We start from the raw sequence: 21,191 nt of genomic DNA, 5'->3' as shown, positions 1-21,191 counted from the left end.
GTCGCACGCTATCGCTGCTGGGACTGCCGCTGCAATGGCCGTCGGCACACGCTGTCACCATGCGTCTGGTGCTTGGCAGTGTGGCGTTTGGCGTGGGTTGGGGGCTGGCAGGCTTTTGCCCGGGACCAGCGCTGGTGGCGCTCGCCGCGGGGCATGCCAAGGCGTGGGGGTTTGTCGGCGCCATGCTGGCCGGCATGGCGGCATTCGAGGGGATTGAAGCGCTGCGCGCGGGCAAGGGCTCGCGCGCAACCGCCTGACTGACTACCCGATGATGTCGAACTGATCGAAGTACGCTTCGTTCAGCGTCAGTCCCAGGCCCGGCAGGTTGTCGTCAAGCTGCAGGTAGCCGTTGTCCGGGGCCGGATCACCCTTGAAGATGTAGTAGAACAACTCGTTACCGACTTCCACATCGTGCACGGGGAAGTATTCCGACATCGGCGAGGCGGTCGATGCCATGGTCAGGTGGTAGTTATGCATCTGGCCCGCATGCGGAATCACCGGCACCGACCATGCCTCGGCCATGGCATTGATCTTCTGCGCGGCCGTGATGCCGCCCACGCGATTGGTGTCGTACTGGATCACATCGACGGCGCGGCGTTCGAGCAGGTCCTTGAAACCGTATGACGTGAATTCGTGCTCGCCGCCGGAGATCGGGAACGGACTCATCTTCTTGAGTTCCGCATAGCCCTCGATATCGTCGGCAATGACCGGCTCTTCGAGCCAGCGCGGGTTGAACTCGGCCAGACGCGGGACCATGCGGCGTGCGTACTCGAGGGTCCAGCCCATATAGCATTCGAGCATGATGTCGACGCCGTCGCCAACCAGTTCGCGCAGCAGGCGCACCTGTTCCAGGTTCTTCTGCATGCCGGCGGGGCCATCGCGGGGGCCGTAGCCAAAGCGCATCTTCATGGCCGTGAAGCCCTGGTCCAGATAGCGCTGCGCTTCGCCCAGGAAGACGTCACGATCGTCGTTGTTGTAGAGCTTCGACGCGTAGCACCAGATCTTTTCCTTGGTGCGGCCGCCCAGCAGCTTGAACACCGGCCGTCCGGTGGCCTTGCCCATCAGGTCCCACAGGGCGATGTCCACCGCCGAAATCGCGGCCATGCCGATGCCCTTGCGGCCCCAGGCATGGGTGCGGCGATACATCTTTTGCCACAGGTATTCGTTGTCGAACGGATCCTGGCCGATCACGATCGGTGCCAGGTACTGGTCGACGATCTGCTTGGCCACGCGCGGCGCCAGTGCGCAGTTGCCGATGCCGACATGGCCATCATCGGTCTCGATTTCCACTACCAGCCAGCCGTGGAAGCGGAATGAACCCATCGCATCGCCACGATCGAACAGGATATCGGTGGCATTGGTGCAGAAATGCGCTTGCGGTGGCACCGTCTTGCCTTTCCATTCGAATACGCGGGCACGGACGTTGGTGATCTTCATGGTGCGTTGTCTCCGGAAATATGGGTATCAGGCGGCGTGCGCCTGCGCCAGGCGCCGGGCACCCATCTGGCAGGCCAGGTGAAACGCCTGCAGCGTGGCACCCGGGTTGGCGCGGCCCTGCTGCGTGATATCGAAAGCCGTGCCATGGGCCGGCGTGGTGATCGGCACCGGCAAGCCACCCTGCACGGTCACGCCGCGCGAGAAACCCATCAGCTTGATGCCGATCTGCCCCTGGTCGTGGTACATCGTGACAATGGCGTCGAACTGGCGCTGCTCGGGGCCGCCTTGCACCTTCAGGAAGATCGTGTCGGCCGGGAACGGGCCCTGTGCCGCGACACCGCGTGCCTGGGCCTCGGCCACCGCCGGCCCGATCACGTCGATTTCCTCGCGGCCAAATGCGCCGTTGTCGCCGTTGTGCGGGTTCAGGCCGCAAACGGCGATGCGTGGCGTGGCAATGCCGGAGCGGCGCAGTGCGTTGTCGATCAGGTCGATGGCAGCACGTACGCTCGTTGGGGTGATCATCGCCGGCACTTCCTTGAGCGCTACGTGCGACGTCACCCGCGAGGTCCACAAGCCGTCGAGCACATTGAATTCGCAGAACGCGCCGTGATAGCCCAGCTGTTCCGCGAACCAGTGCAACTCGTCGTTATGCCCCATGCCTGCCGCGTGCATCGAGCTCTTGTTCAGCGGGCCAAACAGGATTGCATCGGCCTGGCCGGCTTGGGCCAGCGTGACTGCCACCTGTAGCGTACCCAGGCAATAGCGGCCGCCCTCGGCGCTGGCTTCGCCGCGCGGGTACGCTGGCTGGTCGTCAAGCGCCCAGTGATACAGGTGCGGGCCGGCTTCGGTGCCCTGGAAATCGGGTCGGTCCACTTCGGGCAACGACAGGTCGACGCCGGCAACTTGCATGCCGCGCCGCCATTCGTCGCGATCGGCGATCAACAGGATGCGCGCCTGGGCGCTGACGGGATCTGCCAGCAGACGGGCGATCAGTTCGGGACCAATGCCGGCGGGATCGCCAAGCACCATTGCAATACGGGGACGTTGGGTCATGATCAGTCGAGTTTGACGCCGAGTTCGGCGATCAGCTTGCCGTAGCGCGCATATTCGCTACGCGAGAAAGCATCGAATTGGGCCGCATCGAGCGTGCCGGGTACCGCGCCGACTTCGCTCAAGCGGCGCACGGTATCGGGGTCCTTCATGACCTTGGCCATCGCCGCGCCGATTTTCTGGAGCGTGGCGGGTGGTGTGCCGGCCGTGGCGTAGACGCCGTACCAGGTATTGGCCTGGATCTCCGGAACGCCCGCCTCGACCAGCGTCGGCACGTTGGGCAGCAGCGGCGAGCGGGTTTCGGACGTAATGGCCAGCGCGCGCAGCTTGCCGGCCTTGATATGGTTGATCACGGATGGCATGGTTTCAAAGCTCATGTCCACCTGGCCGCCCATCAGGTCCACCAGCGCGCTGGCGCTGCTTTTGTACGGCACATGCAGCATCTTGCCGTGGATCTGGTGCGCAAATGCTGCCGCGGCCAGATGCTGGGTACTGCCAACGCCCGATGAGCTATAGCGGAACTTGTCCGGGTTGGCCTGGATCTGCGCCACCAGCGCCTTGGCATCGCGGGCCGCCACCTGGTTGTTGACCACCAGCACATTGGGCACCTGCGCTACCAGCGCCACCGGTACCAGATCCTTGAGCGGGTTGAACTGCAGCTTGAGCAGATGCGGCGCGATGGCTTGCGACGTCGATACGCCCATCAGCAGCGTATTGCCATCGGGCGCGGCCTTGGCCGTGATATCGGCGGCGATGGTGTTCGACGCACCGGGCCGGTTGTCCACCACTACCGGCTGTTTCAGGATTGCGGCGAGCTTTTCCGATACGATGCGCGCCATCACGTCGGTGCCACCCCCGGGCGCGGCGCCTACCATCATGCGAACCGGGCGCGCGTCGTCGGCGTGTGCCAGGGGCATGGCCATGCCGATGCCCACCATGCCGGCCAGTGCGCCAGCCATCCATTTCTTCATGGTTGTCTCCGTAATATGCAGTCTGCGCTGCGTGATCACACTATACGGAGCCGAGTGCCTGCGGAATACTGAGCTTTTTTGAAGTGGCGATAACCTGGGGTGATCGCTCGACCGGTCTGCGCGCGGTCCGTCCGGCCTTCAGTCGGCCCCCTGCAGTAGCCCGACCAACTGCCGCGCCGCCGCCGACAGGCTGCCGCCGCGCCGCGTCACGATGCCGATCGTGTGCTGGCGCGACTGCAGTGTCACGGGCAGGATGCGCAGCATTTTCTGGCGCGCGAACATCTCGGCCACGCTGGTGGGCAGCAGCGACACCAGCCCGGCGCCATGCTGGAGCATGGCCACCGTGACAAAGGTGGAGGCCGTGGAGATGGTATTGGCGGGCATCGACAGGCCCGCCAGGTCGAATTCGCGCTGCAGCAGTTCATGCATCGGCATATGGCCCGGATAGACGATCCAGCGATACGTCGCCAGGTCCGCCAGCGTCATGTGCCGGGCACGTGGCGCCGCATGCGGGTATCCGATCACCACCGAAATCGGCTCTTCACCAAGCGGCTGGTAGTGGTATCGGTCGGGCTGGTCGCTGACCAGCGCGCGGCCCAGCAGGAGATCGAGCCGGCCGTCGTCGAGCTGTTCCAGCAGCCGCAGGCTGGTGTCCTCGACGATATGGATCGACAGTTTCGGTTGCCGCGCCTGCATGGCGCCCAACGCCGGAACCAGGATGTCGGGCACCGCCCCCATGATGGTGCCAACCGCCAGATGGCCACCCTGGCCCGAGCGGATCTCGGCAAAATCCTGGCAAAGCGCACCCAGGTCCGTCACCATCAACCGCGCATAGCGGATCACGCAGTGACCAAACGGGTTGGGGCGCATACCCGTGCGCGAGCGTTCGAACAGCGGCGCATCGAGCATCGACTCCAGTTCCTGCAAGGCCTTGCTGGCGGCCGATTGGGTCATGGCCATGGCCGAGGCGGCCTGGTGCAGGCTCTTGTGGTCGTCCAGCGCAATCAGCAACTGCAACTGCTTCATGCGCAGCCGTGACATCAGGACATCGAGCGTGGTCTTCATGATCGGAGGGTGATTCCAAAAAGCGATCACGTTATGGAAAGGATTCAATATACATGTGCGCGGGCGGCGCCGTATATTGGCCACCACCAGACAAACCAGACGGAGACAGCATGACCACGCCAGCGACTTCAGCCGTACCTGCCGCATCAGCCTATCGCGGGGTATTTCCGGTGGCGCCGACCATCTTCGATGCGCAGGGCGGCCTCGACCTGGACGGCCAGCGCCGGTGCATCGATTTCATGATCGATGCCGGCTCGGATGGCCTGTGCATACTGGCCAATTTCTCGGAACAGTTCGTGCTGACGGACGATGAACGCAGCCTGCTGATGACTACGGTGCTCGATCACGTGGCCGGACGCGTGCCGGTGATCGTGACCACCACGCATTTCAGCTCGCATATCTGCGCCGCACGCAGCCGCGCCGCACAGGACGCCGGTGCGGCCATGGTGATGGTGATGCCGCCATACCATGGCGCCACGATCCGCGTGCCCGAGCGCGGCATCTACGATTTCTTTGCCACCGTCTCCGCGGCGATCGATATCCCGATCATGATCCAGGATGCGCCGGTCAGCGGTACCACGTTGTCAGCGCCGTTCCTGGCCCGCATGGCAAAGGAAATCGCCAATGTCTCGTACTTCAAGATCGAGGTACCGATGGCCGCGGCCAAGCTGCGCGACCTGATTGAACTGGGCGGCGACGCCATCGTGGGCCCGTGGGATGGCGAGGAAGCGATTACGCTGATGGCCGACCTGGAGGCCGGCGCCACCGGTGCGATGACCGGGGCAGGGTATCCCGACGGCATTCGCCAGATTCTCGACGCGTGGCAGGCCGGCGATGCCGAAAAGGCCGCCGAGCGCTACCAGCAATGGCTGCCCCTGATCAACTACGAGAACCGTCAGGGCTGGCTGGCCACGGCCAAGGTGCTGATGCAGGAAGGCGGCGTGATTCGCTCGGACGCCGTACGCCACCCGCTGCAGCCGATGCACCCGGCCACGCGTGCGGGTTTGCTGAAGGTAGCGCGCCGGCTCGATCCACTGGTGCTGCGCTGGGGACGCTGAAGTTTGAAATACCCCTTGGTTGGCTCCCCTCTCAAGCGCGAGAGAGGGGAGAACACCGGCAGGTGTTGCCTATCCGATCATTCGATATTCCTTCGAATCCGGTCGATCATGTCTTGTACATCCTTGTTCGCGTTGATCGGGGCGAGAGTAATATCAAGGTGCTCATTGGCGAAGACGCGAAAGATCTGGTCTGCGAATGCCTGGCCGATGGCACTCACGCCGCCAAAGTCGAAGAGTACCGACCTGAACAAGTCGACGCGAGCCAACAGTCGCTTGGCCTGCGAGCGTGAAATAAGCGCATCGTCACCATACGTTGCCAACATCACCGGGATGATGGTCTTGTCAAAGTCCAGATCATCGTTGCTTGAAAACTCGTCGAACACCTTCCGTGTCGTCAGTGCAGTGTGATTGTTCAACTCCATGAAGACGCCAGTGCCTGCGGCGCTCTTGTCGCGTTCGGTCAGCCAGGCCTCCCGCCTGCCATTCTCATGGCGGAAGTGGAAGCCGCCGGAGGCGATGTCGAACTTGTCGAACATGCGGGAGGTGAAGAAAATGCCTTCGCCGGGATGATTCTTGGGATCGGTCGTCAGCTTTCCTTTCGATAATTCCAGAATCGCATGGCGCTCGTCCAATAGCGAAAATTCCCGCTGTGGATTTCGTCAACCTAAACGGTCAAGGAATTTGACTACCGACAGATCCCGTACACGCGCGCAGCATATCCACCAGCAAACTCATCGACGCAGTCACCGGCCGCCCGCGTCGCGTAACAATGCCGTAGGGGCCGAGCTTGATCGGCAACGGTAGTGGCAGTACGGCCAGCGCGCCAAGCCTGGCGTAGTAGGCCGCTACCGATTCGGGCAGTACCGCGATCAGTTCGCTGTCGATCAGCAGCGAGGTAGTCATCAGTACCGCGGCCGTTTCGATCGTCGAAGGTGGCGGTGCCACGCCGGCGTCTTCGAACGAGCGATCGATCAGCGCGCGCATCGGGCTTGGGCGCGGCTGCATGATCCAGGGAAAGCAGGTCAGTTCGGCCAGTTGCAGTTTGCGTTTGCGAGTGAGCGGATGCTGGGGCCCGACCACGATGGCCAGCCCTTCGTCACCCAGTTGTTCGAACTCCAGGCCGCTGCTGTCCCAGCCTTCGGGCACGCGGCCCAGCACGATATCGAGCTGGTCGCGTTCCAGCAGGGGCATCAGCACATCGCTGGTATCGACCTGTACCGCGATTTCCAGTTGCGGATGATCCCGGTTGAGGTCGCGGATCGCGGCGGCCAGCAGGCCTGGGGTCGGTGCCATGACCGCGCCCACGCGCACGCGTCCGATCTTGCCCGATTCCAGCGCCACGAGTTCGTCGCGCAAGCCCGCCATGTCGGCGAACACAAGCTTGGCATAGCGCGTAGCGGCACCGCCGAAGCGCGTGGCCCGCAATCCGCGCGCATGGCGTTCGAACAAGGTTACGCCGAGCAGGTCTTCCATGTCCTGCAACATCTTGCTGACCGCGGGTTGCGTCAGCGTCAGTGCCTCGGCTGCCTGGCGCAGCGAGCCGCGCTCCTCGATGGCTACCAGCAGGCGCAGGTGCTGCATCCTGAGGCGGCTATGCAGGGCGGAGACGGATGGAATCATGGGTGGGTCTTGTGTCGCGGGTTAGTGCGGGTGAGTGATTGTATGGTGCGGGCCGCTTCCCGGTATCGGCGCATGTGCCCCCATTCTGTGCGGATACCGGCTACGTACCTTACTGTGGTGAAAGCTGCGTTGTGCACTGCAAAATCGGGCGTGGCCCCTTATGTTTGTGGGACTTGGGAGCATACGTCAGGGTCCGTGTTGCGCTGCATCGCAGCATCGAATAGTTGCTCGAAACCATATTAATCGAGCAATTCATTGCCTTGACATTGCTTCATCTGAAGTCTTACGCTCCTGATCTTGTAAAAAGACGTTCGCGTGTAGAACGCCAGTTCGATATGCGGTCATTTCGGATTTCAGGAGACAAGCCTTGAACAAGGTTGCCGGGTTCTTTACGGAACTGATGCGCCGGTATTTGCCGGACCCGTTTGTATTTGCCATTGGCCTGACGCTGCTCAGCATGGTGATGGCGATGCTGGTCGAAGGGCAGGGCGCCAACGCGATCATCATGAACTGGGGCAAGGGGTTCTGGAACCTGCTCTCGTTCACCACGCAGATGGCCGTGATCCTGGCCATGGGCTACGTGCTGGCCACTGCGCCGCTGGTCGACCGTTTCCTGAACAGTATCGTGGCGCGCGTTGCAACGCCGCGCGGCGCCATCATCGTCGCCACGCTGGTTGGCGGTATCGGCAGCTACCTGAACTGGGGCTTTGGCCTGGTGATTGGCGGCATCATCGCGCGCAAGCTGGCGGTGAAGGTCAAGGGCGTGCACTACCCGTTGATCATCGCCTCGGCCTATAGCGGCTTTACGATGTACGGGCTTGGGCTGTCGGCCAGCATCCCGGTGCTGATCTCCACCCCGGGGCACCCGATGGAAAAGCTGATGGGCGTGATTGCGCTCAAGGACACCATCTTCTCCGTGCCGATGCTGCTGACCAGCCTGGCCGTGATCGTCACGCTGCCGCTGCTCAACGCAATGCTGCATCCGCGCGATGCTGCCGACGTGGTGGAAATCCGCGAGGAGAATTTCGCCCCGGACAACGCGGTCGCGGGTGGCCACAGCATGGGCGTTGAAAACACGCTGGCCGCGCGCATGAACAACAGCCGTCTGCTGAGCCTGCTGATCGGGCTGTGCGGCATGGCCTATGCGGTGCTGTACTTCGTGCAGGGCGGTACGCTGGACCTGAACCTGATCAACTTCCTGATCCTGTTCATCGGCGTGCTGCTGCTCGGTACGCCGGCCAACTACGTGGCCCGGCTCAACGAGGGCATCAAGACCATTTCGGGCATCATCCTGCAATATCCGTTCTACGCTGGCATCATGGCGGTGATGGCGGGCTCGGGACTGGTGGATACCATCTCGCGCGTGTTCGTCGACATCGCCACGCCGCAGACGCTGCCGTTCTGGGGCCTGGTCAGCAGCTTCGTGATCAACTTCTTTGCACCGTCGGGTGGCGGCCACTGGGTGATCCAGGGTCCGTTCATGATCGATGCGGCCAAGGCGATCGGCAGCTCGGTGGCGCAGACGTCGATGTCGGTGATGCTGGGCAATGCCTGGAATGACCTGGTGCAACCGTTCTGGATCCTGCCGGCGCTGGCGCTCTCGAAGCTCAAGCTCAAGGACGTGATGGGCTATACCGTGATCATGATGTTCTGGGTCGGCGCGATCTATATCGTGTCACTGCTGGCCTGGGGCATGCTCACGCACTGAAACCAATATTGCCGGAGACATTGCATGCCGTACCTGATCGAGACGTTTGACAAGCCAAACCACCAGCATGTGCGCCAGGCCAACCGGCCCACGCACCTGGACTTTCTGGAAGCCAACAAGCAACTGCTGCTGGCGTGCGGCGCCAAGCTCAACGACGACGGCAGCGATGGCGGTGGCGGCATCTATATTGTCGACGTGGAAACACGCGAAGCGGCCCAGGCCTTTATCGAGGCCGATCCGTTCTACACGGCCGAGCTGTTCGCCGAGGTCAAGATCATGCGCTGGCGCAAGGCTTACCTCGACGGCGTCCGTCATATCTGAGCGCGACCGAAGTCATGAAACGATGGAAGCAACGCCCCGAGGGCGCCAACTGGGGCGACTTCGGCGACGATGACCAACTCGGCCGCCTGAACCTGATCACGCCGGAATGCGTACGCGGCGCGGCACGGGAGATCCAGAGCGGCCGTACGTTCTGCCTGTCGTTGCCGCTGGACCTGCCCGGCGGCAACGTGCTGAACCCACGCCGGCACCCGCCGGTGCTGCGCCCCACGTTCCGCGACGATGTGGCTTACGTGAACTTCCCGCTGGCCAAGGTCGATCCGCGCGCGCTGGACGTGCTGAGTGACGATCAGGTGCTGCTGTCGATGCAGTACTCCACGCAATGGGATTCGCTGGCCCATGTCGGAGCGCTGTTCGATGCCGATGGCGACGGCGTGGCCGAACGCGTTTACTACAACGGCTTCAGGCCCAACACCGATGTCATCGGTCCGGTCGACTATGCCGAAGCCGACCATTTCGCGGCTCATGCATGCGGGCACGACCATAGCCATGCCGAGGCGCTGGGTATCGAAACCTTCGCCGCGCATGGCATCCAGGCGCGCGGCGTGCTGGTGGACCTCGCGCATTACTATGGGCGCGAATGCCGCACGGTGGGCTATGACGACCTCATGCACGTGATCGAAGCCGACGGCGTCGAGGTCGGTCGTGGCGACATCCTCGTGCTGCGTACCGGGTTTGCCGAAATGCTGGTGGAAATGGCCGGGCAGCCCGATGCGGATCTATTGCACCAAAGCTGCTGTGCGCTCGACGGGCGCGACCAGAAACTGCTGCAGTGGATTACCGATTCCGGCATTGCAGCCATCGCCGCCGACAATTACGCGGTGGAGCGCTATCCGGCCCGCGCCGTGCCGGCGGACCAGGGCCCGGTGCCAATGCTGCCGTTGCACCATCACTGCCTGTTCAAGCTGGGTTTGCCGCTGGGCGAACTCTGGTATTTGCACGACCTCGCTGCGTGGTTGCGCAGCGAACGCCGTCACCGTTTTTTCCTGTCGGCGCCGCCATTGCGGTTACCCGGCGCCATGGGGTCGCCGGTGACGCCGGTCGCCACCGTCTGACTTCGCCATCATTGATTCAAGGAGCCTGCCATGCTGTTCATGGTTGAAATGACTGTTCGTATTCCCCAATCGCTGGACCCGCAGGTGGCGGACAAGATCAAGGCCGATGAAAAGGCCTACTCGCAGCAACTGCAACGTGAAGGCAAGTGGCGCCACCTGTGGCGCGTGGCCGGCCTCTACGCCAATGTCAGCATCTTCGACGTGAAGGATGCCGACGAGCTGCACACGCTGCTGACGGGCCTGCCGCTGTACCCGTATATGGAAATGAAGGTGACCGCGCTGGCCCAGCACGGTTCGGCCATCGCCCAGAACTAAGCAGGAAGTCCGCCATGCCATTCGCCGAACTTTCAGACGTCAGGCTCCATTACCAGCTCGATGGCGACGCCAGCCTGCCGGTATTGGTAATGTCCAACTCGCTGGGTACCACCGTCGATATGTGGCAGCCGCAACTGGCCGCGCTGACGCAGCATTTCCGTGTGCTGCGCTATGACACGCGCGGCCACGGCCAGTCGTCCGTGACCGAGGGCCCGTACAGCATTGCGCAACTGGGCGGCGATGTCATCGCATTGCTCGATCACCTGGGCCTGCAGCGCGTGTATTTCTGTGGGCTGTCGATGGGCGGCATCACAGGCATGTGGCTGGGTGTGCATCATGCCGACCGCCTGGAGAAGCTGATTCTCTGCAACACGGCCGCCTATATCGGCCCGCCAGAAAACTGGACCAACCGAGCCGCCGCGGTCGAGCGCGACGGCGTGGGATCGATCGCGCCAGCCGTGGTCGACAAATGGCTGACGCCGGATTTCAGTGCCGCGCAACCGGAACTGGTGCAGCAACTGCGCGCGATGCTGAGCGCTATCGACGCGCGCGGCTACGCGGCCAACTGCCTGGCCGTACGCGACTCGGACCTGCGTGGCGAGATCGCGCGTATCACCACGCCTACGCTGGTGATTGCCGGTTCGGGTGATATCCCGACGCCGCCGTCGGACGGCCGCTTCCTGGCTGAGAAGATTGCTGGCGCCCAGTACGTGGAGTTGTATGCCGCGCATCTGTCGAACCTGCAGCAGGTGGATGGTTTCAATCAGGCCGTGACGAAGTTTCTGGCCGGTTGAGGCCGGATAGGTTGTAGCATCCTCGCCTGATCCACTTCATGGTTGGCAAGGCGATGTTGACGAAACGATGGCCGCGGGCCGCCTTGGTATTGCTGGGCACGCTGTTGCTCGGCGATGCCATCGCGCTGATATCGATGGGCCTGTTCAATTTCGGGGTGGTGCTGCCGGGCATATTGGGCCTGGCCGCACTGGCGCTCGCGTGGCGCTGGGAAGCCGTGGCGCGCTGGCGCGCGGCCAGTCAGCGTGGTCAGTGGCTATGGCGCGCAGCGTGGCTCGGTTTTGGCGCGTGGTTGTTTACCGTGGCCCTGTTCTTTTACTTTATCGACCGTGGCGAGGCCGAGCCCGTGCCGCAGGTGTCGTCAGCCGCGGCCATCGTCGTGCTCGGCTCGGGTACGCCGCATTGCAAGGTGTCGCCCACCTTGCAGGCGCGCCTCGACAAGGGGCTGATGCTCACGCGGCGTGTGCCTGCCGTACCGGTAGTGGTAAGCGGTGGACTGGACTTCGGCCAGCATTGCAGCGAGGCCGACGTGATGGCCGACTACATGATCGGGCATGGACTGGCGCCGGACCGGCTGGTGCGCGAGGATCGCAGCACCAGTACCGAGGAGAACCTGCGCTTCAGCCGCCAATTGCTCGAACAGCGCGGCGTAGGGCCAGCGGCGCCACTGGTCGTGGTGACCAGCGACTTCCATGTGATGCGCGCCGAGCGCATTGCCCGCAAGGCTGGTTTCGAAGCGGTGTCGGGCGTGCCCGCACCCACACCCGCCTATCTGCGCTATAACGCGTGGTTGCGCGAGTACTTCGCCTATATCAGCGGCTGGATGCTGCGCGAGTACTGATCAGTTCGGCATGCCGAAATGGTCGGCACGCGCCATCGGCCAGTACTTTTCCCACAGACTGAAACGCAGGTTGCCATTAAGCAGGTCGCCCGGCTGCAGGAAGTCGAACAGCTCGGACATTGGCTTGACTTCGCTTGGCGACAGGCGGCGCACGATATGGTGCGGCGTCAGTTCGCCCGGCGCCTGCAGCCCGGCCGCCTGCAGCAGTTCCTGCAGCGCATGGACCGTATGGCGATGGAAGCTGGCCACGCGTTCGGCTTTATCCGGCACCACGATGGCACGCTGGCGCACCGGATCCTGGGTGGCCACACCCACCGGGCAACGGTCGGTATGGCACTTCTGCGCCTGCACGCAACCGAGCGCGAACATGAAACCGCGCGCCGCATTGCACCAGTCCGCCCCCATGGCCAGGGTACGGGCGATATCGAAGGCACTGATCAGCTTGCCGCTGGCGCCAATCCGGATCTTGTCGCGCAGGTTCGCGCCAACCAGCGTGTTGTGCACCAGCAGCAGGCCTTCCTGCAGTGGTACACCGATATGGTCGACAAATTCCAGCGGCGCGGCACCGGTACCGCCTTCGGCACCGTCGACCACGATAAAGTCGGGCAGGATGCCCGATTCCAGCATGGCCTTGACCACGCCGAAGAAGTCCCACGGATGGCCGATGCAGAGCTTGAAGCCGGTGGGCTTGCCACCTGACAGGTTGCGCAGTCGCTCGACAAACTGAAGCAGTTCCAGCGGTGTCGAGAATTCACTGTGGGCCGCCGGCGAAACGCAATCGACGCCCATTGGCACACCACGCGTGGCGGCGATCTCGGGCGTGATCTTTGCCGCTGGGAGTACGCCGCCATGGCCCGGCTTGGCGCCTTGCGACAGCTTGATTTCGATCATCTTCACTTGCGGGTCGGCAGCCTGTTTCGCAAACAGGTCGGGATCGAAACCACCGTCGGCACGCCGGCAACCGAAGTAGCCCGAACCGAGTTCCCAGATCAGGTCGCCGCCTTCCGAGCGGTGATACGGCGAAATCGAGCCTTCGCCGGTGTCATGCGCAAAGCCACCGATCTTCGCGCCGCGATTGAGCGAGCGGATCGCGTTGGCGGACAGCGCGCCAAAACTCATCGCCGAGATATTGAACACCGAGATGGCGTATGGCTGCGCGCGATTGCCGCCGACCATGACGCGGAAATCGGCCGAAGCGATTTTCGTGGGCGCGAGCGAATGGCTGATCCATTCATGGCCCGGACGTTTGACGTCGGATTCGGTACCGAACGGGCGACTGTCGACCTCATTCTTGGCACGCTGGTATACGAGGCTGCGCTGCGCGCGCGAGAACGGTGCTTCGGACGTGTCGTCCTCGATGAAGTACTGGCGGATCTCGGGGCGGATGAATTCCAGGAAGAAACGCGCGTGGCCCCAGATAGGGTAGTTGCGCAGGATGGCGTGGCGCTGCTGGGTCAGGTCGTGGATACCGACCAGGCAAAGGGCCAGTGGCAACGCCACCCACCACCACGACATGGCATGGGCGGCCGCCAGGCCGGCCAGCACGATCAGGCCGCCGGCCGCCAGGGCCACGGCGCCATAACGACGCTCGAACATTGAGGGACTCTTCTTATAGGGGTAACCCCCGATGATGACCTGAACCGGCCTTCATGTGAAGTATCGGTTATGGAAGCGCTGTCTTGCGTATCGGACAACAAAACGCCATTAACTGCCATGACGTCGCCCCGACCGCATATCGCGGCGCTTTGCTGCAGCGCCGCGTTTGCGGCGACAGGCGGGTGGGATACAGTACGCGCAGACCGATAAGGAGACAGCGATGGACCTGCGGCAACGCGAGCACATCGAGACAGTGGTGCATGCCACCAGCTATCTGCCCCCGCCTGTGGTATCCGCGGAGCCGATCACGCATGACGCCGTGATCCAGAATTCATGGCGGCGCTGCGTGCATCAATATGGTCTCGATCCGTCGCGCATGCAGGAAGCCCGCATCGTGCCGCAGACCCGTCTGCGCGAGCACCAGCAACGGATTGACGATTTCGCGCGCATAGCGCGGCATGGTCTGGAAACCCTGTACGGGCAGGTTGCCGGCCTGGGCTATGTGGTATTGCTGACCGACGCGCAAGGCGTGACGGTCGACTATATCGGCGATGCCAACACCGACACCGCGCTGCGCCATGCGGGGCTGTACCTGGGGTCGGAATGGAGCGAGGCCGGCGCGGGTACATGCGCGGTGGGTACCGCACTGGTCACTGGCGAGGCGCTGACCGTGCACCAGGCCGATCACTTCGACGCCACCCACATTCCGCTGACCTGTACCGCCGCGCCGCTGTTCGACACGCATGGCAGCCTGAGCGCGATCCTGGACATTTCCGCGTTGACGTCGCCCGACGCCAAGACCAGCCAGGGTCTGGCGCTGCAGATGGTGCGCATCTACGCGGCCCATATCGAGAATGCCAACTTCCTGCGCGTGCATCACCGCGACTGGATCCTGAAACTCAACGTCGCCCCGGAGTTCGTCGACGTCAGCCCGGAATACCTGTTGGCGCTCGACGATGCCGGGCATGTCGTTGGCTATAACAACCGTGCCCGGCGCATGCTCGAAAGTGAATGCCAGGGACGGGCGGTGCTTGGCCAGTCGTTCGAGGCACTGTTCGACGCGCGGCTTGCAGACCTTGGGCGCTATGTTTACTCGCGGCCCAGCGAGCAGCGGCTGGTGGCGCTGCACCGTAGCGGCGGTTTGCTTTACCTGAGCGTGATGCCGCCGGCGTTGCGCTGGCATGCGCGCGCTGACACCGCGCCCACCGTGCCATTGCCCGAGCCGCTCGCGGCATTGAGCGGCGGCGACCCGGCCATGCAGCAGCAATTGCAGCGCGCCATGCGCCTGGTGGATTCGCGCATCAACCTGCTGATCCATGGCGAAACCGGCAGCGGCAAGGAGTACCTTGCCAAGGCCCTGCACCGGGCCAGCGCGCGGCGTGACCATCCGTTCGTGGCGTTCAATTGCGCGGCGATTCCAGAGACGCTGATCGAAAGCGAACTATTTGGACACTTGCCGAACAGCTTTTCCGGGGCAGGCTCACGCGGCAAGCGCGGCCTGATCCAGGAAGCCGATGGCGGCACGCTGTTCCTCGATGAAATCGGCGACATGCCGCGCGACTTGCAGTCGCGGCTGCTGCGCGTGCTGGCTGAAGGCGAGGTGTTGCCGATTGGCGCCACGCGGCCGGTGCCGGTCAATCTGCGCGTGATTTCCGCTACCCACCATCGGCTGGACCAGCTGGTCGAGTCCGGCCAGTTTCGCGAGGACCTGTACTACCGGCTGAACGGCGCGCGCTTCGAACTGCCGGCGTTACGGGACCGGCAGGATCTGGACTGGCTGATCGACACGATGCTCGCCGATGGCGGTCAACGGCGTGTCACGCTGTCCGATGCGGCGCGCCATTGCCTGCATGCGCATCACTGGCCGGGCAATCTGCGCGAGCTGCGCAATGTATTGGAGTACGCCTGCGCGATCTGCCAGGGCGGGGTGGTGGCGCCGGAGGACCTGCCCGACGGTTACGCCGATGTTCGCACTGCCGGTCACGCACCCGAACCCGTGCAGGCGCTTGCCGCGCCTCCGGGCGACGCCGACGCGCACGCGCTGCCTCCCGAAGGCATGCTGCTGATGCAGTACCTGCGTGCGTCGGGCTGGAACCTGAGCGCGGTGGCACGCCAGATCGGCATCAGCCGCATGACGCTGTACCGGCGCATGGAGCGCTATGGCATCCAGTCGCCCAACCGGCGCGATGGCGGGGATACGGGATCATCGACGTGACGGTTGTCCAGCGTTGGACAGCCGTACTGTGACACCTGTCACACCGCATCAGCGTAAGCGGACGTAATACCTGCGGGTTTCCCCGCGGATTTGCCACGGATGGACTCGAATTTGTTGGCGGTTTCCCAGCTGGCCCGCGTGTTTGCCATTGGCATGCCCATTGCAATAACCCTGTCACGACAAGCGCAAGCAGCGCGACAGGAGACAGGCCATGGGGGCACCATTGGTCGGCATCATTGCCAATCCCGTATCGGCGCGCGATATCCGCCGTGTGATTGCCAACGCCGGCAGCCTGCAGCTGGCTGACCGCGTCAACATCGTGCTGCGGCTGCTGGCCGCGCTGGCCGGCTGCGGCATCGACCGCGTGATGATGATGCCGGACCGCGAAGGCTTACGTGTCATGCTGACACGCCATCTGGACCGCCACCAGGGGCCCGATGCGAGCCTGCCGCGGGTGGAATTCATCGACATGCCCGTGACCGCGCGCGTGGACGATACGCTTCACGCGGCACGCCATATGGCGGACGCCGGTGTCTCCGTGATCATCGTGCTGGGCGGTGACGGCACGCACCGCGCCGTGGTGCGTGAATGCGGACCGGTGCCAATTGCCGGGCTCTCTACCGGCACCAACAACGCTTTTCCTGAAATGCGCGAGCCCACCATCATCGGGCTTGCCGCCGGTCTCTACGCCACGGGCCAGGTGCCCGCCAGCCATGCGCTGGCTTCGAACAAGCGGCTCGACGTCGTGATTCGCAATGCCGATGGCGGCTTCCGGCGCGATATCGCGCTGGTCGACGCCGTGATTGCGCATGAGCAGTTTATCGGCGCCCGGGCCTTGTGGAAGGCCGACACACTTGCCGCGGTGTATGTGGCCTACGCAGATCCACAGGCCATCGGCCTGTCCGCCATCGCGGGCCTGATCGAGCCGATTGGCCGGCGCGAGCCCGGCGGACTGGCCATCGAACTGGCACCTGCCGGCGAGGGTGTATTCGATCTGCGTGCTCCGATTGCGCCGGGCCTGCTTTGCTCGGTGCCGATTGCCGGCTGGACCCGCATCGCCCATGCCCGGCCGCATCGGGTGCGGCAACGCACCGGCATCGTCGCGCTCGACGGCGAACGCGAGCTCGCATTCGGCCCCCACGACGAGGTCACCATCACGCTGCATGACCATGCATTCCGCAGTATCGATGTGGCTGCCTGCATGGGATACGCGGCGCGCGAACACCTGATGCGCCAGACCTCGGCCATTCCACTGAATTGATCGCCACTGCATTACACGCAGTACCACCACCAAAGGAGACAACCATGAGTGCCAGTTCTTCGCAGTCAGCGCAGATGCCGCTGGACAAGGAGACCCTGCTGTCCGTGTACCGCAAGATGCGGACGATCCGTGATTTCGAGGAGCGATTGCATGTGGATTTCGGGCGTGGAGACATTCCCGGTTTCGTACACCTGTATGCCGGCGAAGAGGCAGCCGGCGTTGGCATCCTGCACCACCTGAACGACGGTGACCGTATCGCCAGCACACACCGTGGCCATGGCCACTGCATTGCCAAGGGGGTGGACCCGGTGGCGATGATGAAGGAGATCTACGGCAAGAAGGGTGGTTCGTGCAATGGCAAAGGTGGATCGATGCATATTGCCGACCTGTCCAAGGGCATGATGGGTGCCAACGGCATCCTGGGCGCCGGTGCCCCGTTGATCTGCGGCGCGGCGCTGGCCGCCAAGTTCCGCGGCAAGGGTGAGGTCGGCATTACGTTCTGCGGCGACGGCGCGTCCAACCAGGGCACGTTCCTCGAAAGCCTGAACCTGGCCGCCGTGTGGAACCTGCCGGTGATTTTCGTGATCGAGAACAACGGCTACGCGGAATCGACTTCGCGCGACTATGGCACTGCCGTCGACAGCTATGTGGACCGTGCAGCGGGCTTCGGCATACCCGGGGTCACGGTCGATGGCACCGATTTCTTCGCGGTACACGAGGCGGCGGGCGAGGTGATTCGCCGCGCGCGCGAAGGCGGCGGTCCATCGCTGCTCGAATGCAAGATGATCCGTTTCTACGGCCATTTCGAGGGCGATGCGCAGACCTATCGCGCAGCGGGCGAACTCGACGATATCCGTGCCAACAAGGACTGCCTGAAGCTGTTTACGCGCACCGTGACCCAGGCCGGAGTGGTTTCACGCGAGGAGTTCGACGCGATCGACCGCGAAGTGGCCACGCTGATCGACCACGCGGTGCAGGAGGCCAAGGCCGCACCATTGCCGGGCCCGGAAGACCTGCTGACCGATGTCTATGTGAGCTACTAAAACGATTCCCGACAGGAGACAGTCATCATGGCCCGCAAACTCAGTATGAAGATGGCGATCAACGAAGCGATCGACCAGGAAATGACGCGTGATCCGAGTGTGATCATGCTCGGCGAAGACATTGTTGGTGGCGCCGGTGCCGACGGCGAGAAAGACGCCTGGGGCGGTGTGCTCGGCGTGACCAAGGGGCTCTACGCGAAGCACGGCGACCGCCTGCTCGATACGCCATTGTCCGAATCGGCTTATGTGGGCGCCGCAATCGGCGCGGCAGCGTGCGGCATGCGACCGATTGCCGAACTGATGTTCATCGACTTCATGGGCGTGTGCTTCGACCAGATCTTCAACCAGGCCGCCAAGTTCCGCTACATGTTTGGCGGCAAGGCCGAGACACCGGTGGTCATCCGCGCCATGGTCGGCGCGGGGTTCCGGGCGGCCGCGCAGCATAGCCAGATGCTGACGCCGCTGTTCACGCATATCCCCGGGCTCAAGGTGGTCTGCCCGTCCACGCCTTATGACACCAAGGGCTTGTTGATCCAGGCAATTCGCGACAACGATCCGGTTATTTTCTGCGAGCACAAGAACCTGTATGGCTTGGAAGGCGACGTTCCGGAAGGCGCCTATGCGATTCCGTTCGGCGAAGCGAATATCGCGCGCGACGGCAAGGACGTGACCATCGTGGCCTATGGCCTGATGGTGCATCGCGCGCTGGAGGCGGCGGCAACGCTGGCCAAGGACGGGATCGAGGCGGAGGTGATCGACCTGCGCACGCTGTCGCCGCTGGACATGGATACCGTGCTCGAATCGGTCGAGAACACCGGGCGACTCGTGGTTGTGGATGAGGCCAGCCCGCGCTGCAATATTGCCACCGACATCGCCGCGCAGACCGCGCAGCAGGCGTTTGGTGCGCTCAAGGCCGGCATCGAGATGGTCTGCCCGCCGCATACGCCAGTGCCGTTTTCTCCGACGCTGGAAGATCTGTATATCCCAGGCGCCGCGCGCATCGTGGAAGCCGCTCGCAAGACCATGAAGGGAGGCAAGCACTGATGGCCGCAGCAATTACCCCGATCGTGATGCCCAAGTGGGGCCTGTCGATGAAAGAGGGCACCATCAATGCCTGGCTGGTCGACGAAGGCGCCGCGATTGCCGTGGGCATGCCGATCCTCGATGTGGAAACGGACAAGATCGCCAACGCAGTGGAGGCCCCCGACGCTGGCACGCTGCGGCGCAAGGTGGCCGCGGTTGGCGACCTGCTGCCTGTGAAGGCACTGCTTGGCGTACTGGCACCCGCGGAGGTCAGCGATGCGGAGATCGATGCGTATGTTGCCGGCTATGAGACGCCGGCGGATGACGATGACGAGGAGGAGGCCGGACCAGCCTACCAGTTCGCCGACGTGGATGGCCTGCGCGTACGCTACGCGCGCAAGGGCCACGGTGCGGAAGCCGTGTTGTTCCTGCACGGATTTGGCGGCGACCTGGACAACTGGCTGTTCAACCTCGATCCGCTCGCGGACACGTACACCGTGGTGGCACTCGACCTCCCCGGCCACGGCCAGACAACGCCTAGACTGGCTGGCACGACGCTGGCGGAAATGGCGGGTTTCGTGACACGCTTCATGGATGCGGTCGACCTCGGCCACGCGCATCTGGTCGGCCATTCCATGGGAGGCGGCATCGCGGCGCAACTGGCCGTGGATGCGCCGCAGCGCGTGCTATCGGTTGCGCTGATTTCGCCGGCAGGCTTTGGCGATGAGGTGAACAACGGCTACACGGAGGGCTTCGTCAACGCGCAGTCGAGGCGCGACCTGAAACCGGTGGTGGAGTTGCTGTTCGCCAATCCGGAACTGGTCAGCCGGCAAATGCTCGACGACCTGCTGCGCTACAAGCGGCTTGACGGCGTGCCCGAAGCACTGGCGGCGCTTGGTACCAGCCTGTTCGCGGAAGGGCGGCAACGCGAGCAACCGGGCCGGCAGCTTGCCGATTCAGGCAAGCGCACCTTGGTCATCTGGGGCGCCAGGGACCAGATCATTCCGGCTGCCCACGCCGACAACGTACCACCCGGCGCGACGGTAACGGTGTTCGACGACGCCGGGCACATGAGCCAGATGGAGAAGGCAGGGGAGGTCAACGGCTTGCTCAAGAGGCATCTCCACGGTTAATTCACCTCTTGTGTTCTCCCCTCTCCCGCGCGCGGGAGAGGGGCGGGGGAGTGGGCGGGCGGCTAACTCTAAGACAGGTCGCAATTTGAAACGCTGGCCCTCACCCCCAGCCCCTCTCCCGCGGCGCGGGAGAGGGGAGCCAGACGACTTCGCGCACCAGAAATACCTACGCCACCAAACGGCGGTATGCCCGACTGTCGACGATGGTCTGGATTGGATAATCGGTCTAAAATTGGCCGCATTTGATCCAGGAGACTCAACGACATGAAGCAAACCGAATCGCAAGGCGTGCCGGCTTCGGAGTTGATTGACGCCAGGGTCGCAAGTCTTGACGACTGGCGGGGCGCAACCCTCGGCCGGCTACGTGCCATCGTCCTGGAAGCTGACCCGGCAGTGGTCGAGGAATGGAAGTGGAGTGTTCCGGTATGGTCGTGCGATGGCATCATCTGCACGGGCGAAACTTACAAGGCCGCGGTCAAAATGACGTTTGCCAAGGGGGCGTCGTTGCCGGACCCATCGCAACTGTTCAATTCCAGCCTGGAAGGCAATGTCCGGCGCGCCATCGATTTCCGGGAAGGCGAGAAGATCAATGAAAAGGCGCTCAAGGCGCTGATTCGAGCCGCCGTGGCGTTGAATCAGTCGAAAGGCAAGGGCAAGGGCTGATTCCAC

General features: G+C 63.5%; 21 protein-coding genes. 14 read left to right on the top strand and 7 right to left on the bottom strand.

The annotated features are described in order from the left end of the window. On the top strand, positions 1–257 hold a 257-nt coding region (locus ACO550_RS28920), incomplete at its 5' end, for a DUF6691 family protein (protein ID WP_485995046.1). A 4-nt stretch (positions 258–261) separates the two neighbouring features. Here the strand turns inward: ACO550_RS28920 and ACO550_RS28915 are convergent. The 4 genes from ACO550_RS28915 to ACO550_RS28900 form a co-directional block, all read right to left on the bottom strand. After that, on the bottom strand, positions 262–1,437 hold the full coding sequence (locus ACO550_RS28915) for an enolase C-terminal domain-like protein (protein WP_315595802.1): 1,176 nt from the start codon (positions 1,435–1,437) through the stop codon (positions 262–264). 27 nt (positions 1,438–1,464) lie between these two features. Then, a complete protein-coding gene (locus ACO550_RS28910) occupies positions 1,465–2,490 on the bottom strand; it encodes a 4-hydroxythreonine-4-phosphate dehydrogenase PdxA (RefSeq protein WP_315595801.1) in 1,026 nt (341 codons plus the stop codon). 2 nt (positions 2,491–2,492) lie between these two features. Next, entirely contained in the window at positions 2,493–3,458 is a 966-nt protein-coding gene (locus ACO550_RS28905) for a tripartite tricarboxylate transporter substrate-binding protein (RefSeq protein WP_315595800.1), read from the bottom strand. Between the two features lie 138 nt (positions 3,459–3,596). Beyond that, positions 3,597–4,523, bottom strand: a complete 927-nt coding sequence (locus ACO550_RS28900) for a LysR substrate-binding domain-containing protein (RefSeq protein WP_315595799.1) — start codon at positions 4,521–4,523, stop codon at positions 3,597–3,599. Positions 4,524–4,633: 110 nt separating this feature from the next. Here ACO550_RS28900 and ACO550_RS28895 point away from each other — a divergent pair, with 110 nt between their 5' ends. Then, a complete protein-coding gene (locus ACO550_RS28895) occupies positions 4,634–5,581 on the top strand; it encodes a dihydrodipicolinate synthase family protein (RefSeq protein WP_315595798.1) in 948 nt (315 codons plus the stop codon). 77 nt (positions 5,582–5,658) lie between these two features. On the opposite strand, the gene ACO550_RS28890 is transcribed toward ACO550_RS28895, so the two are convergent. After that, positions 5,659–6,213 (bottom strand): STAS-like domain-containing protein, encoded by a 555-nt coding sequence (locus ACO550_RS28890; RefSeq protein WP_315595797.1) that lies wholly within the window; start codon positions 6,211–6,213, stop codon positions 5,659–5,661. Positions 6,214–6,253: 40 nt separating this feature from the next. Continuing rightward, on the bottom strand, positions 6,254–7,201 hold the full coding sequence (locus ACO550_RS28885) for a LysR substrate-binding domain-containing protein (RefSeq protein ID WP_315595796.1): 948 nt from the start codon (positions 7,199–7,201) through the stop codon (positions 6,254–6,256). Positions 7,202–7,568: 367 nt separating this feature from the next. On the opposite strand from ACO550_RS28885, the gene ACO550_RS28880 reads away from it, so the two are divergent. The 6 genes from ACO550_RS28880 to ACO550_RS28855 are packed head-to-tail and all read left to right on the top strand — an operon-like array spanning position 7,569 to position 12,251. Continuing rightward, on the top strand, positions 7,569–8,909 hold the full coding sequence (locus tag ACO550_RS28880; protein ID WP_315595795.1) for a short-chain fatty acid transporter: 1,341 nt from the start codon (positions 7,569–7,571) through the stop codon (positions 8,907–8,909). A 24-nt stretch (positions 8,910–8,933) separates the two neighbouring features. Beyond that, positions 8,934–9,230, top strand: coding sequence for a YciI family protein (locus tag ACO550_RS28875; protein WP_315595794.1), 297 nt, complete (start codon positions 8,934–8,936; stop codon positions 9,228–9,230). A 14-nt stretch (positions 9,231–9,244) separates the two neighbouring features. Then, complete coding sequence (locus ACO550_RS28870; protein WP_315595793.1) at positions 9,245–10,303, top strand: cyclase family protein; 1,059 nt, start codon at positions 9,245–9,247, stop codon at positions 10,301–10,303. 30 nt (positions 10,304–10,333) lie between these two features. Continuing rightward, positions 10,334–10,618, top strand: a complete 285-nt coding sequence (gene catC / locus ACO550_RS28865) for a muconolactone Delta-isomerase (protein WP_315595792.1) — start codon at positions 10,334–10,336, stop codon at positions 10,616–10,618. A 14-nt stretch (positions 10,619–10,632) separates the two neighbouring features. Further along, a complete protein-coding gene (pcaD, locus tag ACO550_RS28860; RefSeq protein ID WP_315595791.1) occupies positions 10,633–11,412 on the top strand; it encodes a 3-oxoadipate enol-lactonase in 780 nt (259 codons plus the stop codon). A 53-nt stretch (positions 11,413–11,465) separates the two neighbouring features. Continuing rightward, positions 11,466–12,251 (top strand): ElyC/SanA/YdcF family protein, encoded by a 786-nt coding sequence (locus ACO550_RS28855; protein WP_315595790.1) that lies wholly within the window; start codon positions 11,466–11,468, stop codon positions 12,249–12,251. Here the strand turns inward: ACO550_RS28855 and ACO550_RS28850 are convergent, their stop codons facing one another. Further along, a complete protein-coding gene (locus tag ACO550_RS28850) occupies positions 12,252–13,847 on the bottom strand; it encodes a glutamate synthase-related protein (RefSeq protein WP_315595789.1) in 1,596 nt (531 codons plus the stop codon). A 220-nt stretch (positions 13,848–14,067) separates the two neighbouring features. On the opposite strand from ACO550_RS28850, the gene ACO550_RS28845 reads away from it, so the two are divergent. The 6 genes from ACO550_RS28845 (at position 14,068) to ACO550_RS28820 (ending at position 21,185) form a co-directional block, all read left to right on the top strand. Beyond that, positions 14,068–16,062, top strand: a complete 1,995-nt coding sequence (locus tag ACO550_RS28845) for a sigma 54-interacting transcriptional regulator (protein WP_315595788.1) — start codon at positions 14,068–14,070, stop codon at positions 16,060–16,062. Between the two features lie 211 nt (positions 16,063–16,273). Continuing rightward, entirely contained in the window at positions 16,274–17,323 is a 1,050-nt protein-coding gene (locus tag ACO550_RS28840) for an ATP-NAD kinase family protein (protein ID WP_315595787.1), read from the top strand. A gap of 44 nt (positions 17,324–17,367) precedes the next feature. Beyond that, on the top strand, positions 17,368–18,366 hold the full coding sequence (locus ACO550_RS28835; protein ID WP_315595786.1) for a thiamine pyrophosphate-dependent enzyme: 999 nt from the start codon (positions 17,368–17,370) through the stop codon (positions 18,364–18,366). Positions 18,367–18,393: 27 nt separating this feature from the next. Next, positions 18,394–19,410 (top strand): pyruvate dehydrogenase complex E1 component subunit beta, encoded by a 1,017-nt coding sequence (locus tag ACO550_RS28830; RefSeq protein WP_315595785.1) that lies wholly within the window; start codon positions 18,394–18,396, stop codon positions 19,408–19,410. Further along, positions 19,410–20,522, top strand: coding sequence for an acetoin dehydrogenase dihydrolipoyllysine-residue acetyltransferase subunit (locus ACO550_RS28825; RefSeq protein WP_315595784.1), 1,113 nt, complete (start codon positions 19,410–19,412; stop codon positions 20,520–20,522). Before ACO550_RS28830 ends, ACO550_RS28825 begins: the two co-directional genes overlap by 1 nt. Before the next feature lie 264 nt (positions 20,523–20,786). Further along, positions 20,787–21,185, top strand: coding sequence for a DUF1801 domain-containing protein (locus tag ACO550_RS28820; protein ID WP_315595783.1), 399 nt, complete (start codon positions 20,787–20,789; stop codon positions 21,183–21,185). Positions 21,186–21,191: the final 6 nt, after the last annotated feature.

It is taken from the genome of Cupriavidus sp., from assembly GCF_057315035.1.
This window is presented reverse-complemented; position numbering and strand designations above follow the sequence as displayed.

Coding starts and splice junctions, on each gene's coding strand:
- pcaD (WP_315595791.1), top strand. CDS start 10,633: ATGCCATTCGCCGAACTTTCAGACGTCAGGCTCCATTACCAGCTCGAT.
- ACO550_RS28910 (WP_315595801.1), bottom strand. CDS start 2,490: ATGACCCAACGTCCCCGTATTGCAATGGTGCTTGGCGATCCCGCCGGC.
- ACO550_RS28850 (WP_315595789.1), bottom strand. CDS start 13,847: ATGTTCGAGCGTCGTTATGGCGCCGTGGCCCTGGCGGCCGGCGGCCTG.
- ACO550_RS28855 (WP_315595790.1), top strand. CDS start 11,466: ATGTTGACGAAACGATGGCCGCGGGCCGCCTTGGTATTGCTGGGCACG.
- ACO550_RS28835 (WP_315595786.1), top strand. CDS start 17,368: ATGAGTGCCAGTTCTTCGCAGTCAGCGCAGATGCCGCTGGACAAGGAG.
- catC (WP_315595792.1), top strand. CDS start 10,334: ATGCTGTTCATGGTTGAAATGACTGTTCGTATTCCCCAATCGCTGGAC.
- ACO550_RS28905 (WP_315595800.1), bottom strand. CDS start 3,458: ATGAAGAAATGGATGGCTGGCGCACTGGCCGGCATGGTGGGCATCGGC.
- ACO550_RS28820 (WP_315595783.1), top strand. CDS start 20,787: ATGAAGCAAACCGAATCGCAAGGCGTGCCGGCTTCGGAGTTGATTGAC.
- ACO550_RS28895 (WP_315595798.1), top strand. CDS start 4,634: ATGACCACGCCAGCGACTTCAGCCGTACCTGCCGCATCAGCCTATCGC.
- ACO550_RS28825 (WP_315595784.1), top strand. CDS start 19,410: ATGGCCGCAGCAATTACCCCGATCGTGATGCCCAAGTGGGGCCTGTCG.
- ACO550_RS28915 (WP_315595802.1), bottom strand. CDS start 1,437: ATGAAGATCACCAACGTCCGTGCCCGCGTATTCGAATGGAAAGGCAAG.
- ACO550_RS28870 (WP_315595793.1), top strand. CDS start 9,245: ATGAAACGATGGAAGCAACGCCCCGAGGGCGCCAACTGGGGCGACTTC.
- ACO550_RS28900 (WP_315595799.1), bottom strand. CDS start 4,523: ATGAAGACCACGCTCGATGTCCTGATGTCACGGCTGCGCATGAAGCAG.
- ACO550_RS28840 (WP_315595787.1), top strand. CDS start 16,274: ATGGGGGCACCATTGGTCGGCATCATTGCCAATCCCGTATCGGCGCGC.
- ACO550_RS28875 (WP_315595794.1), top strand. CDS start 8,934: ATGCCGTACCTGATCGAGACGTTTGACAAGCCAAACCACCAGCATGTG.
- ACO550_RS28885 (WP_315595796.1), bottom strand. CDS start 7,201: ATGATTCCATCCGTCTCCGCCCTGCATAGCCGCCTCAGGATGCAGCAC.
- ACO550_RS28845 (WP_315595788.1), top strand. CDS start 14,068: ATGGACCTGCGGCAACGCGAGCACATCGAGACAGTGGTGCATGCCACC.
- ACO550_RS28830 (WP_315595785.1), top strand. CDS start 18,394: ATGGCCCGCAAACTCAGTATGAAGATGGCGATCAACGAAGCGATCGAC.